Here is a 15,940-nt window from a genome sequence, read left to right as displayed (position 1 = left end):
GCCCGGCGGGAATGTGCGCATTAGCTGTCCACCCAAGGGATCCGTATGCGCAGATTCGTCATCCTCATCAGCGTGCTCACCTCGCCGCTGGCCCTGACCACGCCGGCCCACGCGGCCGGGCCCGGCGACGAGTTCGCCGGGCAACTCGTCGAGCGGGTCACGGGCGCCGCCGCCGAGAAGCACCTGAGGGCCTTGCAGGAGATCGCCACCGCGAACGGCGGCAACCGCGCCGCGGGCACGCCCGGCTACGTGGCCTCCCGCGACTACGTGGCCGGCATCCTGCGCGAGGCCGGATACGAGGTGACGCTCGAACCGATCCAGTTCGTGCGGAGCTGGAGCGAGACGACCCCTCCGGTCCTGAACGTGACCGGCCCCGCCGCGAAGTCGTACGCGGCGAACCAGGACTTCCGTACCTTCCGCCCCTCCCCGGCGGGTGACGTGACCGCGCAGGTGCAGGCCGTGGACCTGACGCTGCCGCCGAGCGCGCGGACGAGCTCGACCAGCGGGTGCGAGGAGTCCGACTTCAACGGGTTCGTGGCCGGGCGGATCGCCCTCGTCCAGCGTGGCACCTGCCCGTTCGTCGAGAAGGTCGTCAACGCGGACGCCGCCGGCGCCGCCGGCGTCATCGTCTTCAACGAGGGTCAGGAGGGACGTACGGAGTCCGAGCCGCTCGACATCGGGGAGTGGCGGGCCGGCATCCCGATGGTGTACGCCGACTTCGCCGTCGGCCAGGAGCTGGCCGCCACGCCGGGCACGACCGTCCGGCTCAAGGTCGACGCCGCGCTCGCGCTCGCCACCGACCACAACGTGCTCGCCGAGTCCCCCTCCGGCGACCCGGGCAACGTCGTCATGGTCGGCGCCCACCTCGACAGCGTGCCCGAGGGGCCCGGCATCAACGACAACGGCTCGGGCAGCGCGGCGATCCTGGCGGTCGCCGAGGAGCTGGCGAAGGTCCAGGTCACGAACAAGGTCCGGTTCGCGTTCTGGGCCGCCGAGGAGCTCGGGCTGCTCGGCTCCGACCAGTACGTCGGGTCGTTGCCGCCGGCCGAGCGCGACCGCATCCGCCTCTACCTGAACTTCGACATGGTCGCCTCGCCGAACTACGCGTACAAGCTGTACGACGGCGACGACTCCGACCGCGCCGGCGCGCCCGCGGGCCCGCCCGGCTCGGACCTGATCGAGGCGCAGCTCGCGGCCTTCTACCGCGCCCGCGGCCTGACCAGCGTCGGCACCGACTTCGACGGCCGCTCCGACTACGGCCCGTTCATCGCGGCCGGCATCCCGGCGGGCGGCATCTTCACGGGAGGCGAGGGCCTCAAGACGACCCAGGAGGCGACGCTGTTCGGCGGGACGGCGGGCGCCGCCTACGACGCCTGCTACCACCGCGCGTGCGACACGATCGTCAACTACGCCGCCACGGCGCTCGACGTCAACGCGGACGCGATCGCCGACTCCACGGCCCGCTTCGCCTTCGACCTGAGCGCCATCCCGACGCGCACCCCGGCGGGTTAGGAGGGGAAGCCCCCTCGGGGATGCCGGACCACCGTCGCGCTCGCGAACGTCGAAGCCCGCTTCCGCCCCTCATGAGCCGTTGACGCCGCGTCAACGGCAAGAGCGGCCTCAGGTGTGACATCGTGCACATTGTCCAGATATGTGCATCTATGCACATAGATCGGCCCTGAATCCGATTTATCGTCGTTGCGGCCTGGGTGAGCCGGGCCATGACGACGGAACGGGAGGGCCGCGTCCCCGTCCGCACCGGGGGCGCGGACCGTGCGGTCAGGGGGCAGGGCATGGACAAGATCGGCAATCGGGTGGTCGACCACATCGTCGGCTACCTCGCGGCGGCCGGCGTGGAGTACATCTTCGGGGTCGACGGCGCCAACATCGAGGACGTCTACGACGCGGCCCACTACCGCGACGACATCACCGCGGTGCTGGCCAAGCACGAGTTCTCGGCCACGACGATGGCCGACGGCTACAGCCGCGGCGGCTGCGGGCTCGGCGTGGTGGCCGCGACCTCCGGCGGCGGGTCGCTGAACACCGTTCCCGGGCTGGGGGAGGCGCTGGCCAGCCGGGTACCGGTGCTGGCGTTGATCGGCCAGCCGGAGTCGGCGCTCGACGGGCTGGGCTCCTTTCAGGACACCAGCGGACGCAACGGCGCGCTGGACGCCGAGGCGCTCTTCTCGGCGGTGTCGGTGTTCTGCCGGCGGGTGCTGGAGCCGCGGGACATCGTCTCCGTGCTGCCCCAGGCGGTCGCGGCGGCCCGTACCGGCGGCCCTGCGGTGCTGCTGCTGCCGAAGGACGTCCAGCAGGCCGTGATCGACGTCGCCGGCGCCGGCAGCCCGGCGCAGCGGGTCGGGACCCGCCTCGACGACCCGCGGGTGCTCGTGGAGGCGTTGCGGTCCGCGGCCGGACCGATCACGATCGTCGCCGGTGACCAGGTCGCCCGCGACGACGCGCGGCTGGAGCTGGAGCAGCTGCGGGCGACGTTGCGCGCCCGGGTGGCCGTCGTCCCCGACGCCAAGGACGTCGCCGGCACCCCCGGCATGGGGGCGTCGGCGGCGCTCGGCGTGACCGGGGTCATGGGGCACCCGGGGGCCGCCGACGCGGTCGCGGGATCGGCGCTGTGCCTGCTGGTCGGCACCCGGCTGACGGCGACCGCGCGCTTCGGCCTCGACCTGGCGCGGGTGCCCGTCCTCTCGATCGGTTCGGCGGCGCCGTACGTGCCCGCCACGCACGTCGCGTCCGGCGACCTGCGCGTGTCGCTGGCGCTGCTGGCGCGGGAGTTGTCCGGCGACGCGCGGCAGCGGGTGCCCGAGCCGGTGCGGCACACCGAGCTGGTGCCGCCGCCGCACGACGGCCCCGGCGTGCGCTACCGCGAGGCGATGGCGGTGCTGGACGCCGGGTTGCCGGACGGTGCCGACGTCATCGTCGACGCGGGGAACATCGGCGCCTCCGCGATCCACTATCTGCCGGCACGCCGCGACGGCCGGTTCGTCGTGGCGCTCGGCATGGGAGGAATGGGCTACAGCTTCGGAGCCGCGATCGGCATGGCGTTCGGGCGCGGGCGGCGGACCGTGGTGATCGCCGGGGACGGCTCGTTCCTCATGCACGGCATGGAGATCCACACCGCGCTGCAGTACGGGCTGCCGGTGACGTTCGTGCTGTTCGACAACCACGCGCACGCGATGTGCGCGGTCCGCGAGCGGCTGTTCTACCACGGCGCCTACAGCTACAACCGGTTCCGCCCGAGCCGGCTGGGGGCGGGGCTGGCCGCGATGTTCCCCGGTCTGCCGGCGGTGGACGTGGACGACGCCGCCGGACTGGCCGGTGCGCTGCGGGCGGCGCTGGAGGTGAACGGCCCGTCGGTGGTGAGCGTCGAATGCTCGCCGGACGAGATCCCGCCATTCGCCGGTTTCCTGCGCGCGGCGGAGAATGCTTGATCAATTGCGTCGGACCCGGTGACGACCGGCCAACCGCTTTTCTATGGTTGACCGCGAAAAAGCGGCAAACGCCTGACCGCGCTGCGGCTGCTGATTAAAGTGGAATTTCCCATCTCAACGCGATATTTCGTGATATCCGCAGCGCGAGGAGCCACGCCCCCCTGTGAATCACCGCGTAACCGACGAGGCCATGGTTCAAGCCCTCTACCGCCAATACGGCGCCCCCCTGATGGCCTTCGCCGTCCGGCTTACGGGCGGCGATCGGCGCTGGGCCGAGGACGTCGTCCAGGAGACCCTGGTACGCGCCTGGCGCAACCTGCATGATCTCCGTACCGACTCCGGGTCGCTCATGCCGTGGCTGGCGACCGTGGCGCGCCGCGTCGTCATCGACGACCGGCGCCGCTCGGGTTCGCGCCCCCTCGACACGGTGGAGGACATCGCCGACCGGGCCGAGCCCGTCGCCGCCGAGGACGAGCGATTACTCAGGGAGATCATCGTGACCGACGCGATGATGTCGCTCTCCCCGGCGCACCGGCAGGTCCTCACCGAGACGTTCCTGCTGGACCGGTCGTTGCAGGAGGCGGCGGAGATCATCGGCGTGCCGGTCGGCACCGTGAAGTCCCGGGTGTACTACGCCATGCGGGCCCTGCGCGTGGCGCTGGAGGAAAGGGGGGTGACGCTGCCGTGACAAATGCGCGTCACGATGGAACGGGGGTGACGCCGCGATGACGGAGGTCCATCACGAGGACGTGGCCGCGTACGCGCTGGGCCTGCTCAGCGAGGAGGAACGCGCCGCGTTCGAGCGCCATCTGAAGAGCTGCGGGAGCTGCGCCGGCGAGGTCGGCTCGTTCGCCGCGATGGGGGAGCTGATCAGGGGCGTGCACCCCGATGACCTCCTGCCCCACCAACCCGAGCCCCAGGTGGAGTCCCTCCTGGTACGCCGGGCCGCGGCCGAGCGGCGGCGCCGCCGCGTCAACCGCACGTTCACGACCGCCGCCGCCTGCCTCGTGGTCGCGGCCGGCGTCTTCGTCGCGGTCGGTTCCGTGACCGGCGAGCCCAACCCCGACAGCATCCACAGCCCGGCCGCCGCCCTGCTCATGACCGGCCGCACCTACACCGTCACCGACCCCGCCAGCGGCGTGACGAGCGTCGTCGGCCTGGAGGACAAGGGCTGGGGCACCCACGTGGCGCTGGAGCTCAAGGGTGTCAAGGGGCCGCTGCAGTGCCGCCTGCTGGCCGTGGGCGACGACGGCCGCTCCGAGGTCGTGGCGAGCTGGGGCGTGCCCGGCAAGGGGTACGGCGTGCCAGGATCGCCCGACCCCCTGCTGCTGCACGGCGGCACCAGCCTCAACCAGGACGAGCTGAACCACTTCACCATCCAGACCGTCGACGGCCGCATCCTGGCCACCGTCGCGGTGTGAGGTACCGCGACCACCTGGTCGCCGGGCTGTTCGCCGTCGGCGCGCCGCTCCTCGGCCTGCTCGTCGTGGTGGGCGGCACGGCGCTGAAGGCGTTCGGCCCCGAGGCCCTGATGGGCGACGGGCTGGTCCGGCTGCTCGTCGACCTCGTCGTCTTCTTCGCCGGGTACGGCGTGGTGCTGTTCACCCAGCTCCGTTATTTCAACGTCCTGGTGTTCTTCGGGGCGTTCTGCACCTTGTTCGTCGGGATCAACGGCATCGCGACCTCCGTGGAGCAGCAGGTCCTCAGGCAGCGCGGCGAGATCACCGCCTGCACGGTGCGCGACGTCGAAAGGCGCGAGTGGACGTCGACGGACAGCCAGGGCCACCCCACGACCCACGTCGCCTACGACTACGGGCTGGCGTGCGCCGATCCCCGGGTCGAGCGGATGACGACCGGCAGCCGGGTGGCCGAGCGGGGCGAACGGATCGACGTCGCGCACGACCCGGCCGCTCGTCTTGAGCCGCGACCGGCGGCGTCGGCGGGCGACCCGGGGTCTTCGCTGAGGCAGGGCGTCATGCTGTTCGCGATCGGCGTCGTGCTGCGGTTGTTGAGCGAGATGGGCGTCCCGCCGTTCCGCGGCGCGGGATCGCCGCACGGCTGGAGCCGGCGCTTGCGGCGGCGTCGCAGGTCGTGAGACGGGTCAGGCCGGGTGGCGCACGGCGGTGAAGTGGGTGGTGAACCAGTCGCGGGCGTGACCCGCGACGGCCTCCAGCGCGCCGGGCTCCTCGAACAGGTGGGTGGCGCCGGGCACGACCGTGAGCCGGTTGTCGGCGCGCAGCCGCCGCTGCGCCTCCTCGTTCAGGTCCAGCACGACCGGGTCGCGGCCGCCGACGATGAGCAGCGTCGGCGCGCGTACCGCGGCCAGCCGGGGCCCGGCCAGGTCGGGGCGGCCGCCGCGCGAGACGATCGCCGCGACGTCGTTGCCGGGCTCGGCCGCCGTCCACAGCGCCGCCGCCGCGCCGGTGCTGGCGCCGAAGTACCCGATCGGCAGCCCCTTGGCCTCCGGCTGCTGCCGCACCCATTCGGTACGTTCCAGCAGCCGTTCCGACAGCAGCCCGATGTCGAAGACGTTGGCCCTGTCGGCCTCCTCGTCAGGCGTGAGCAGATCGAACAGCAGCGTCCCCAGGCCCGCCTCGTTGAGCGCTCCGGCCACGAAGCGGTTGCGCGGGCTGAGCCGGCTGCTGCCGCTGCCGTGCACGAACACCACCATGCCCACAGCGGTGTCGGGAACGATCAGATCGCCGGACATCTCGATGCACCTCCATCCACCGGCCGCTACCCCGAGACCGGCAGCTCTATTCGGCGCACGACTGGGCATGGCACAAGGACAAAGGGGCATAGACGGGGGCAGACATGGACAGCGAACCGGGGCGCGGCCGTACGATCGCCGCGTCCCCGCTCGAACGCGTCACGTCCGGCTTGATGACGGGGCTCGAAGGCCTGCGGACCATGGGCGTCGAACGCTGGCTGCGCATGGAGCGCGAGGCGCTGGCCCAGACCGTCAAGATCACGGGCGCGTGCGTGCTGAGCTGGTGGCTGGCCGCGTACGTGCTCAAGGTCGAGATCCCGGTGCTCGTGCCCATCGGCGTGCTGCTGACCATGTCGGCGACCGCGTACAGCAGTCTGGTGCGGGGCGCCCAGCAGGTCGGGGCCGTGGTCACGGGCGTGGCGGCCGCGACGGCGGTGATCTGGCTCCTCGGGTACAACGCGGTGACCCTGGCCGTGCTCGTGGTGGCCGGCCTGGTGCTGACCCGCCTGCTCAACCTGCCCGCCCAGAACGTGCAGATCCCGATCACGGCGCTGCTGGTGTTCGCGCTCGGCAGCACGTACGGCTTCGAACGCCTGGCGGACGTGCTCGTGGGCGCCGGCATCGGGATCGCGGCGAGCTTCCTCATCATGCCTCCGCGCTTCGTCGACAAGGCGTCCCACGAGCTGGCCGCGCTCTCCGACGAGCTGGCCGACCTGGCCGAGGACATGGCGGAGGGCCTGCGGAACGGCTGGGACGAGGACATGGCGAGCGACTGGCTCGCCCGCGCCCGCACCCTGTCGCAGCGCCTGGAGGACACCGAGGAGGCCGCCGAGGAGGCCGCCGAGGCCGTACGCCTGTCGCCGCGCCGCAGCCGCTACAACGAACGCATGGACCAGGTGGCCGATGCCGCGACCTGTCTCGACCACGCCTGTCACCAGCTCAGGGGCATCGCGCGGGGCCTGGTGGACCTGATCGCCGGCGTCCGCGGCCTGCCCGGCGAGCGCGGCGCGGACATGCCGGAACTCCTCGCGGACGAGCTCGCCTCCCTCTCCCGCGGCTTCCGCGCGTTCAGCATGCTGCAGCACGGACGCGCGAAGCCGTCGGACCTGGACGACCTGCGCGCCGCGCTGAACGAAGGGCACCGGCAGCACGAGCGGCTCGCCGAGGTGTTCATCCACACCGGCCACATGGAGCTGCGGCTGCTGCAGGGCGCGCTGCTCGACGACTGCGCCAGGATCCGCCACGAGATCGACCCCGACACCGGCCCGCACAAGGCCGCCTTCCCGCACGCCTGACCGAGGACAGCACGGCGGATGGTCGTTCAAGAGCCTGCGCACCCCTTAGGGCTCTTTCGATCAGCATTCGGGAGCGCCGACGGGCTTCAGCCGCTCAGAGACCGTCTGCGGGCGCGGATCCCGGTGTGATGGTCCACGGGATGTCTTGGTCGCCCGGTTGGCCAGGGCTGAGCGTGAGATGCGCGCAGCGGCGACCTTGGTCGCGCAGCGGATTCGTGACGGACGTGATGCGAAGCCGCTGGCCGGCCGGTGACGCATCCCAGCCGAGGTAGGCGGCGTCCGGGTGAGTCTCCCGAAGGGCCTGGTGGGCTCCCAGGGCGAGTTCGTCGCTCATGGCGATGACGAGCGCATCGGGGCTCAGCCGGGGGGCGAGCGCTCGGGCCGCTGTGACGCCGTCTCGTTGACTGTTGCGTGCCACGACGGCGACCGGTGTGCTCGTCCAACTGAGCCCGGCCTGTTCGACGGCGGCGCGGTAGCCGCGCAGACGGGCGTCGGTGACGGGATACCGTGCGCGTGGCGGCAGACCGCCGCCGGTCGTCGTCATGCGCTCGCGGTCGCGATCGAGAGGAAAGGAGATCACCACGGGCGTCCGGCCTGTGCGGAGCCCTTGGGAGGCGATCGCCAGCGCGGCCCCGTAGTCGTCCTGGGTGACACAGGTGATTCCTCGGCGTGGCGGACCGCCCTGGATGGCGGCGGGGCGGGGGTCGCCGGCGACCGCCGCCAGCACCGGATCGTCCTCTGCGGTGGTCCACAACACGAAGCCGTCGACTGCCGCGGACAGCACCCGATCGGCGTCGGCGGCGTCGCCCCGCGTGGGGATGAACGTGAGACCGAGACCTTCGTCGACGCAGACCTCCGCGACCCCGGCCAGGAACTCCGCCGCTTGCGGATCGTCGAACGCGTACGTCAGGTGCTCGCTGAAGACCACCCCGATCTGTTGCGTTCGACCGGATTTGAGCGCGCGACCCACGGCGTCGGGGCGATACCCCAGCTCGCTGGCCGCGCGGTGCACGCGATCCCGGGTGGCGGCCGCGACCCGGGCAGGCCGGTTGAAAGCGTAGGAGGCGGTCATGGGGGACACCCCCGCACGAGCCGCCACATCCTTCAGCGTCACGCGTCTGCGGTTGGTCGGCACGGGGCCATCCTAGTTGTGTAACGTTACACATATGTCCTCCTTGATCGTTCACCCCATCGGAGTGTTCCGTGCGGCGCCTTTCCTGGGCTTCGCCGGATTCGGCGCCTTCTGGGGGGTGTGGGGTGCCGCCCTGCCCCTGCTGCGCGCCCAAGCCGGTGTGAGCGATGCGCAGTTCGGTGTCGCCCTGCTCCTCGTGGGCGTCGGAGCTCTGCCCGCCATGCTGATGACCGGGCGGCTCGTCGACGCGCTCGGGCTGCGCGTCGCCGGAGTGCTGCTCGCACTGCTGGGCGTCATGGGCGTCGTGCTTTCCGTCGCCTCGGTCCACTACGTCGGGTTGTGCGTCGGCATCCTCGCGGTGGGAGCCAGTTCTGGAGCGGCTGATGTGGCGATCAACACGCTGGCGGCGACGGTCGAGAAGCGGACGGGACGCCCGGTCCTGGCTCGTTCGCACGCGGCGTTCTCCGCCACGGTGGCGGTCTCGAGCCTGGGTGCCGGCGCGCTTGCCGCAAGGGCGGGCAGCCTGCCGGCGATCTTCGCCGCGGCCGCCGTGGTCGTCGTCGCCCTCGGTCTGGCCGTCGTCGCCGCGACGCGCTCGGCGCCCGCTCAGGACGCTGCCGCGACGCGCTCGGCCCCCGCTCAGGACGCTGCCGCCGCGACGAGCCAGGGCCCGCCGACGCACGCCGGTCGCGGGTCCTGGCGGATCGCGCTGCTCGTGATCGGGGCGGTCGGCGCGCTGGCGTTCGCGGCGGAGAACGCCTACCAGACCTGGGCTGCCGTCCTCCTGACGGACGCGTTCACCGCCTCGCCGGCACTGGCCGCCGTCGCGCCGGCAGTCTTCGCCACGTCGGCCGCACTGGCTCGCCTCGCCACCGCGACGATCACCATACGCCGGCCGATCGCCACGCTGGTCGCGGCAAGCACGATCGCCACGGCCGGAGGCCTCGCAACGGCGTTCGCCGCCACGCTGCCGCTCGCACTGGTGGGCATCGTCGCCGCCGCCGCGGGCACCTCGACACTCTTCCCCACCCTGTTGTCCTATGGGCTTCGCCCGGTTTCCGACGCGTCACGGGGACGAGCCACATCCGCCATCTCCACGCTCGCCTATCTCGGCTACGTCGCCGGCCCGGCATACTTCGGCCTGCTTGCTGACACCACCGGAGTGCAGAAGGCGTTCCTCGGCATCGCCGCACTCACCGCCGTGCTCCTGGCGACCATCCCGGCCGTGTCGGCGCTCAGGCGAGCAGGTGCCGTCCGCTCCCTCGACGGGAAGCCGCTCTCGATCCGCACGTGACCGGACGCGATTCTCTTTCCGTGCACGTCAACTCCCGGAGCCCTCAGCCGCGACGCCGGCCCGGACGCGCGAGTGGCCGTCTCGTGGACACCGCCGCGGCCGCGCGATGGCCGGTTCGGGCAGCGCCACCACGCTGTCCCAGTCGGGTACCGCGTGCAGCGTCACCGATCCACCGGATGTTCTGCGACTCGAAGTCCCCGTGTCCCACCACGGGCTCCATCCGCGTGGCGAGCAGCCGGCCCCCCGCGCGCCGGCCGAGGTCGTCGAGCCGGCCCGGGCCCTGGCCGGTGTTCAGCCCGATGTCCAGGTCGTCCGGCCACGGCCCGCCCGGTGCGAGCGCGTGCCGGCACTTCACCCAAGCCCCGATCAAGGGCGATACTGCCCGAAGGTCGGACTTCGGGGAGTATCGCGCCAGGGGGCGCGCGGCGCTGCTGGAAGGTCGGGCCACCCATGAGGAGCCCATGATCGAGGGCGGCCCGAGATGGGGAGCCTCAGCCGTCTTCCGCCACGAGGGCGAGGTCGTCGAACGTCTGACCGCGCCGGCCGCGGCCGTCCCGGCCACGGGCCACCGGCTGCACGGCGGCTCAGACCTGCACCTGACGTTCAGGACGCTGGAGCCGTACCGTCTCCACATCCCTGTGGGCGACCCGCTGCGGCGCGCGTACGGCGAGGCGCTGACCGAGGCGGTCGAGGGCCTGCCCCCGGCCCGGATGCGCCTGAAGGGCCTGAGCCCGCACCCGGGCGGGGTCGTGGTCCATGGTCACCCGCAGGACGACACCGCGGACGCGGTGCGCAAGCGGTTCGCCCACGCGCTGCAGACCCGAGGCGTGCGGGACTACGAACGGGGCCGCGTCCGCGACCGCCGGCACGTGAGCCTCGTCCACTTCGCCGGTCCGCTCGGGAACCCCAAGGAGCTCGTCGCCTGGTGCGACGCCCACGCCGCCGCCGACCTCGGCACGACGGAACTGGTCACGGCCGAGATCGTCCAGTACCTCCTCACCGGGACAGGCATCCGCCCGCGGAGCCTGGAGAGTGCCCGCCTGACCAGGTGACCTCAGGACAGCGCCATCTCAGGACGGGCCATCTCAGGACGGGCCATCTCAGGACGGGCCATCTCAGGACGGGCCATCTCAGGACGGGCCATCTCAGGACGGGCCATCTCAGGACAGCAGGTCCACGCCGATCCCGGCGCCGCGCCGCTCCGCCTCCTCGTACGCCGCCCAGGACAGGCAGAGGTCCTGCCACGGGAGCCCGACGGGCGCGTACACGGTCAGTCCGTCGCCCGTGCGGCCAGGATGGTCGCCGCGGAGCACGTCGCCCAGGATCGCGTCGGCGGCCGAGGCGGGCAGGCCGGCGGCGGCGAGCGCGCCCATGGCGGCGGCCGGCTCCCGGTCGTCCACCACCAGCAGCGCCGCGCGCAGCAGGTCGGCGGCCAGCTCCTGCTTGCCGGGCTCGTCCGCGCCGAGTGTGGTGAAGTGCTGCCCGGGACGGGCGTCGGCCAGCCCCAGCAGCGGCGCCCGCGACCACGTGGCCAGCAGGACGATGTCGGCCCCCGCCGCCACCTCACCCGCCGACGCGGCGACCTTCCCGCCGTGGCGGTCGGCGAAGGCGGTCGCGCGGTCGGGATCGGTGTCGTGGACGACGAGCTCGCCGCGCCGGCCCAGCGCACGCAGCCCCCGCACCATCAGCTCGGCCTGGGCCCCGGCCCCCACGACGCCGATCACCGCGCCGGGGTCGGGCCGGCTCAGCAGGTCCGTGCCGAGCGCGGCGGCCAGCCCGGTGCGCCACGCCGTCACGGTGGCCGAGTCGAGCAGGGCGAGCAGCTCGCCGTCGGCCCCCGAATGCAGGCAGATGACCCCGCGCAGCGCCGGCCGGGCGTTCGGGAACTTGGCGTTCACCTTCACCGTGTACGCCTCCACGCCCGGCAGCACCCCAGGGATCAGCGCCGTCGCCGTGCCAGGGAACGGCAGGTCCGTACGGATCCGCTGCCCCGCCACCCCGGCCGCGCCGGCGGCCATGAACCCTTCGCGCAGCGCCGCCAGGCACGCGGAGATGTCGAGCACGGCTTCGAGGTCGCCACGGGTCAGCACTCTGGTCATCCCGCCATGATTCCAGCCCCCTCACGCCGGCAGCAGCGCGGCCAGGAACTGCAGCAGGTGCCAGGCCGCGTACGCGCTCAGCGAGCAGAACGCCCACTCCTTGCCCCTGCTGATCCGGGAGATCCAGCGCAGTTCCTCAGCGGGTTCGCGCCGGGCGCGCAGGCTGCGGGTGACGAAGTACGCCGACACCAGCCACGCCGCCCCCGACCCCATGATGAGCGCGGTGGAGAGGGCGAGCAGGACCGGTGGCTGTCCGGGGTCCAGCCCGGGGGTGAACTGGCGGAACCAGGCCCCCAGCACGCCGGCCAGCAGCACGGCGGTGATCCGCCGGTCCTTGCGGGCCTGTCGCTTGAGCCACTGAAGGTCGCGACGCAGATGGTTCTTGAGCACCGGATCACCTCCGAGGTGAAGTAGCTGGTGCGAACCAGCTAATGGGAGGCTCCGGGAAAGATCTGCGACCTCATCTCCGAGAATTCACGACTTTTGTCGAAATTTCAGGCCAAGTCCCGTAAGTCTTCCGCCGCCCTGCGCGCCTCGAAAACGTCGCCGACCTCGTCCAGCGTGCGCACGGCGTCCCGGAGATGGACGACCGCCTCGTTCTTCCGTCCGAGCCGGGCACGGACCAGCCCGAGCGCCCGCAGCGCGCAGCCGAGGTCGCGCCGCGTCCCGCATTCAAGATGCACGTCCCTGGCCTGCAGGGCGTGCTCCAGGGCCTCCTCGGGGCGGTCGAGGTCGAGCAGGACCATGGCGAGCGTGGTCAGCGCCGCCGCCCAGCGGTCGCGGGTGCCGGTCTCGTGCTGCAGCTCGACCGCCTCGCGGGCCGGCTCCAGCGCCGCGGCCGGCCGTCCCGCCGTGTGCAGCGCCTGCGCCACCGACAGCAGCGCGCTCGCCCGGTTGTCCCGCAGCTCCTCCCTGATCGCCAGCGACGCCCCGGCCGCCCGCAGCGCCGACCGGTGCCGCCCCAGCGACAGGTACGTGTACGCCAGCGTCTCCTGCACGTCGGCCTCGGCCCGCCGGTTCCCCTTGCCCTGCACGATGTCGAGGGCTTCCAGCGCGTACACGAAGGCCACCTGCGGCTGGCCCTGGCGGCGCCGCACGCGGGCGAGCCGGTTGAGCATGCGGGCCTCGACGGGCTCGTCGCTGGTCACCCGGCCGATCGTGAGCGCCTGGTTGAGATAGTCGTCGGCGCGCCCGTAGTCGGCCAGGCGCCAGTAGACCAGCCCGATGTCGCCCAGCGTCTCGGCCTTGCCCTGCTCGTGGTGGAGCTCGACCTGCACCGCCAGCGCCTGCTCGTAGTAGTCGAGCGCCTCGTCGTAACGGGAGCCGTTGCGGGCGACGCGGCCGAGCGCGCACAGGGCCCGGCCGATGCCGTACTGGTCGCCGGTCGCGGTGTAGCCGGCCAGCGCGAGCTCGGCGTCCCGGCGAGCCTCGTGCTGCAGGCGCAGCACGTCGTAGATCTCGGCGAGGCAGAGCAGGGTCTCGGCCTCGGCGTGCTCGTCGCCCAGCTCGTGGCAGATCGACAGCGCCTCCAGCCCTTCCGACAGGGCCGCGTTCGGCTCGCCCAGGTTGCGCTGGATCGTGGCCAGCGTGATCAGGCTCTGGGCGGTGCCGCTGCGGTCGCCGATCCGCCCGCGTACGTCGAGGGCCTGGCCGGCGTACTGGAGCGCGAGCTCGTAGCGCTCCTGCGACAGGTGCAGGCGGGAGAGCGTGTGCAGGCCGCGGGCGACGCCGGACAGGTCGCCGATCTCGCGGTGCACGTCGAGGGCCTCGCCGGCGCAGCGCAGGGCCTCTTCGTTGTGGCCGGCGATGCCGTGCACCTCGGCCAGCTCGTTGAGCGCGCGGGCGCGTCCCACGCTGTCGCCGAGCGCGGTGAAGTCGGCCAGCGCCTCACCGACGAACCTGGCCGCCAGCGTGGACGGCCCGATGTCACGGTGGATCGAGCCCAGATGGCCGCGCATCAGTGCGATCGCCCGCCGGTTGCTCACCTGCATCGCCGAGGCGAGCCCGACCTGCTGGACCTCCAGGTTGTTCGCGTAGTAGCGCAGCCGCCGGAACGGCTCGAACACCGCCTCCGCCAGCCGCCAGGCCATCCCGTGCGCGCCGTTCTCGCCGGCCAGCCGTACGGCGGAGACCAGCGAGCGGCGCTCGGCCTCGAACCACTCGCCCGGCGTGTTCGGATGGATGGCGACGGCCAGGTAGTGGTCCAGCAGCCGCACCCGCGCCTCGCGCACGCCCGCCTCGGCGTGCCGGCCCAGCTCCCTGGCCAGCCGCTTGACCAGGTCGTGCACCCGGTAGCGGGGCCCGGGCAGCGGCTCGACCAGGTACGCCCGGTGCAGCCCCTCCACCGCGGCCACGGCCTCCTCCACCGGCACGCCGAGCGCCGCCGCCAGCACCTCGGGCGCGAAGTCCCGCCCCGGCAGCAGCCCCACGTGCCGGAACGCCCGCCGCTGCGCTGGGCCCAGCGACTCGTACGCCAGGTCGAGCGCCGACCGGAACGCCTCCTCCGGGTCGCCCGCCAGCAGCCGGTCGGGCAGCCGCAGCTCCTCCACCCGCGACCGCACGCTCATCCCCGGGTTCTCGGCCAGCTTGGCCGCCGAGATCCGCAACGCGAACGGATGGTAGGAGCACACCCGAGCCAGCTCCGCCAGCGCGTCGCGGTCGGCCGCCCGCGGCGAGTCCTCGCCGAGCACCGCCACCAGCAGCGCCACCGCGTTGCCCGGGTCGAGCACCGACAGGTCCATGAGGTCGGCGTGCCCGGTGGCGCGCAGCGGCGCCATGCGCGTCCGGCTGGTCACCAGCACCACGCAGTCCTTGCCGCCCGGCAGCAGCGCCCGCACCTGCGCGGGGTCGGCGGCGTTGTCGAGGATGAGCAGCAGCCGCCGCCCGGCGATCCGGCTGCGGTAGAGCAGCATGAGCTCGGCCTCGTCGGAGGCCGGCATGTGCTCGCCGACGCCGAGCGAGCGCAGGATCTGGCCGAGCGCCTCGGCGGGGCTCATCGGCGGCTGCGTGGGCGACTGGCCGCGCAGGTCGATCACGATCTGCCCGTCGGGGAACCGGTCGGCGTGCAGGTGCCCCCAGTGCGTCACCAGCGCGGTCTTGCCCACGCCCGGCAGCCCCTGCACGACCATGGTGTTCGTCCGCCGCGGCCGTTCCAGCCAGGCGGTGAGCAGGTCGAGGCTCTGCTGGCGGCCGGTGAAGTCCGACACCTCGGCGGGGAGCTGGCGCGGCTTCGGCACCTCACCCACGGGCAGCGGCTCGGCCGGACCGCCGGGCCGCGTCAGGAACGGCGTCACCTGCCCCTTCCACGGGGCGGACAGGTGCTCCCAGCTCCCGGCGGCGGCGCGGAGCGCGGCCGGGTCGGCGATGCGCAGCCGCTTGTACCTGGGCCGGACCAGCCAGCCGCGCCGCCCCCACTGCGTCAGCTGGCGCTGCACCACGTCGGGGGAGCTGCCCACGAGGTCGGCCAGCGTCTCCATGGACAGCGGGGGCGCCGACTCCGAGGCCAGCCCGTAGCGCTCGTCGAGGTGCAGCAGCCACACGGCGAGCCGGGCGGCGACGGGGGCGCGGGCCAGGGCCTCGTGCCTGCGGGCGGCCATGTTCCTGGCGAAGAGCTCCTGGACCAGCGCGGTCACCACGGCCGGGCCGGCGGCGGCGTGCTCGCGCAGCCGGCGCAGGTCGATCGGCCAGACGCGCACCTCGGTCAGCGCGTCGACCTTGACGCGGTCGGCGGGGCTCCAGAAGGCCAGCTCGCCGACGAGGTCGCCGCTGCCGCGCAGGTCGTGGACGGCCTCGCGGTCGCCGGCCGGGGTGTATTCGCGGGCGTAGCCGTAGTCGATCAGGTAGACGCGGCCGGCCGGCCGCAACGGGGAGCAGATCGTCTCGTTACGCCGGAACACGTGCGGGCGGGCGCCCTCGTCGACCAGAGACCTGAAGACGCTCACCCCGGACACCATCCCTCCAGGAC

The 15,940-nt window shown here is 72.9% G+C and carries 13 protein-coding genes; 8 read left to right on the top strand and 5 right to left on the bottom strand.

What is annotated here, in order from left to right; genetic code table 11:
- Positions 1–45: 45 nt before the first annotated feature.
- The 5 genes from ACIBP6_RS39145 (at position 46) to ACIBP6_RS39125 (ending at position 5,541) form a co-directional block, all read left to right on the top strand.
- The gene (locus ACIBP6_RS39145) at positions 46–1,512 is read left to right on the top strand and encodes a M20/M25/M40 family metallo-hydrolase (protein ID WP_397059253.1); all 1,467 of its coding nucleotides are present in this window, start codon (positions 46–48) and stop codon (positions 1,510–1,512) included.
- Between the two features lie 209 nt (positions 1,513–1,721).
- Positions 1,722–3,446: a thiamine pyrophosphate-binding protein gene (locus ACIBP6_RS39140; protein ID WP_397059251.1), complete on the top strand. Its 1,725-nt coding sequence runs from the start codon at positions 1,722–1,724 to the stop codon at positions 3,444–3,446.
- Between the two features lie 163 nt (positions 3,447–3,609).
- On the top strand, positions 3,610–4,134 hold the full coding sequence (locus ACIBP6_RS39135) for a sigma-70 family RNA polymerase sigma factor (RefSeq protein ID WP_246075401.1): 525 nt from the start codon (positions 3,610–3,612) through the stop codon (positions 4,132–4,134).
- Between the two features lie 37 nt (positions 4,135–4,171).
- Positions 4,172–4,867 carry a zf-HC2 domain-containing protein gene (locus tag ACIBP6_RS39130; RefSeq protein ID WP_397059249.1) on the top strand — a complete coding sequence of 232 codons (696 nt, stop codon included), beginning with the start codon at positions 4,172–4,174 and terminating at the stop codon, positions 4,865–4,867.
- The gene (locus tag ACIBP6_RS39125; RefSeq protein ID WP_397059247.1) at positions 4,864–5,541 is read left to right on the top strand and encodes a hypothetical protein; all 678 of its coding nucleotides are present in this window, start codon (positions 4,864–4,866) and stop codon (positions 5,539–5,541) included. The genes ACIBP6_RS39130 and ACIBP6_RS39125 overlap by 4 nt, the downstream gene beginning before the upstream one ends.
- Before the next feature lie 6 nt (positions 5,542–5,547).
- Here the strand turns inward: ACIBP6_RS39125 and ACIBP6_RS39120 are convergent, their stop codons facing one another.
- Positions 5,548–6,156 (bottom strand): dienelactone hydrolase family protein, encoded by a 609-nt coding sequence (locus ACIBP6_RS39120; RefSeq protein ID WP_246075475.1) that lies wholly within the window; start codon positions 6,154–6,156, stop codon positions 5,548–5,550.
- Positions 6,157–6,260: 104 nt separating this feature from the next.
- Between ACIBP6_RS39120 and ACIBP6_RS39115 the strand changes: the two genes are divergently transcribed.
- Entirely contained in the window at positions 6,261–7,451 is a 1,191-nt protein-coding gene (locus tag ACIBP6_RS39115) for an aromatic acid exporter family protein (RefSeq protein ID WP_397059245.1), read from the top strand.
- A gap of 94 nt (positions 7,452–7,545) precedes the next feature.
- Here the strand turns inward: ACIBP6_RS39115 and ACIBP6_RS39110 are convergent, their stop codons facing one another.
- Positions 7,546–8,550 (bottom strand): LacI family DNA-binding transcriptional regulator, encoded by a 1,005-nt coding sequence (locus ACIBP6_RS39110; RefSeq protein WP_397060264.1) that lies wholly within the window; start codon positions 8,548–8,550, stop codon positions 7,546–7,548.
- Positions 8,551–8,617: 67 nt separating this feature from the next.
- Here ACIBP6_RS39110 and ACIBP6_RS39105 point away from each other — a divergent pair, with 67 nt between their 5' ends.
- Together ACIBP6_RS39105 and ACIBP6_RS39100 are read left to right on the top strand one after the other, a co-directional pair.
- Positions 8,618–9,877: an MFS transporter gene (locus ACIBP6_RS39105; RefSeq protein WP_397059243.1), complete on the top strand. Its 1,260-nt coding sequence runs from the start codon at positions 8,618–8,620 to the stop codon at positions 9,875–9,877.
- 461 nt (positions 9,878–10,338) lie between these two features.
- Positions 10,339–10,929 (top strand): hypothetical protein, encoded by a 591-nt coding sequence (locus tag ACIBP6_RS39100; RefSeq protein ID WP_397059241.1) that lies wholly within the window; start codon positions 10,339–10,341, stop codon positions 10,927–10,929.
- A gap of 108 nt (positions 10,930–11,037) precedes the next feature.
- Here the strand turns inward: ACIBP6_RS39100 and ACIBP6_RS39095 are convergent, their stop codons facing one another.
- The 3 genes from ACIBP6_RS39095 to ACIBP6_RS39085 form a co-directional block, all read right to left on the bottom strand.
- A complete protein-coding gene (locus ACIBP6_RS39095; RefSeq protein ID WP_397059239.1) occupies positions 11,038–11,976 on the bottom strand; it encodes an ornithine cyclodeaminase family protein in 939 nt (312 codons plus the stop codon).
- 21 nt (positions 11,977–11,997) lie between these two features.
- A complete protein-coding gene (locus ACIBP6_RS39090; RefSeq protein ID WP_397059237.1) occupies positions 11,998–12,366 on the bottom strand; it encodes a hypothetical protein in 369 nt (122 codons plus the stop codon).
- A gap of 104 nt (positions 12,367–12,470) precedes the next feature.
- On the bottom strand, positions 12,471–15,917 hold the full coding sequence (locus tag ACIBP6_RS39085) for a tetratricopeptide repeat protein (protein ID WP_397059235.1): 3,447 nt from the start codon (positions 15,915–15,917) through the stop codon (positions 12,471–12,473).
- Positions 15,918–15,940: the final 23 nt, after the last annotated feature.

It is taken from the genome of Nonomuraea terrae (assembly GCF_044465245.1).
Lineage (GTDB): Bacteria > Actinomycetota > Actinomycetes > Streptosporangiales > Streptosporangiaceae > Nonomuraea > Nonomuraea terrae.
The sequence above is the reverse complement of the archived record's forward strand: the minus strand, read 5'-3'. Positions and strand labels throughout refer to the sequence as shown.

What these genes read in the sequence shown, in the direction of transcription:
- ACIBP6_RS39105 (WP_397059243.1), top strand. Translation starts at nt 8,618, where the DNA reads ATGTCCTCCTTGATCGTTCACCCCATCGGAGTGTTCCGTGCGGCGCCT.
- ACIBP6_RS39115 (WP_397059245.1), top strand. Translation starts at nt 6,261, where the DNA reads ATGGACAGCGAACCGGGGCGCGGCCGTACGATCGCCGCGTCCCCGCTC.
- ACIBP6_RS39095 (WP_397059239.1), bottom strand. Translation starts at nt 11,976, where the DNA reads ATGACCAGAGTGCTGACCCGTGGCGACCTCGAAGCCGTGCTCGACATC.
- ACIBP6_RS39130 (WP_397059249.1), top strand. Translation starts at nt 4,172, where the DNA reads ATGACGGAGGTCCATCACGAGGACGTGGCCGCGTACGCGCTGGGCCTG.
- ACIBP6_RS39100 (WP_397059241.1), top strand. Translation starts at nt 10,339, where the DNA reads ATGATCGAGGGCGGCCCGAGATGGGGAGCCTCAGCCGTCTTCCGCCAC.
- ACIBP6_RS39120 (WP_246075475.1), bottom strand. Translation starts at nt 6,156, where the DNA reads ATGTCCGGCGATCTGATCGTTCCCGACACCGCTGTGGGCATGGTGGTG.
- ACIBP6_RS39140 (WP_397059251.1), top strand. Translation starts at nt 1,722, where the DNA reads ATGACGACGGAACGGGAGGGCCGCGTCCCCGTCCGCACCGGGGGCGCG.
- ACIBP6_RS39145 (WP_397059253.1), top strand. Translation starts at nt 46, where the DNA reads ATGCGCAGATTCGTCATCCTCATCAGCGTGCTCACCTCGCCGCTGGCC.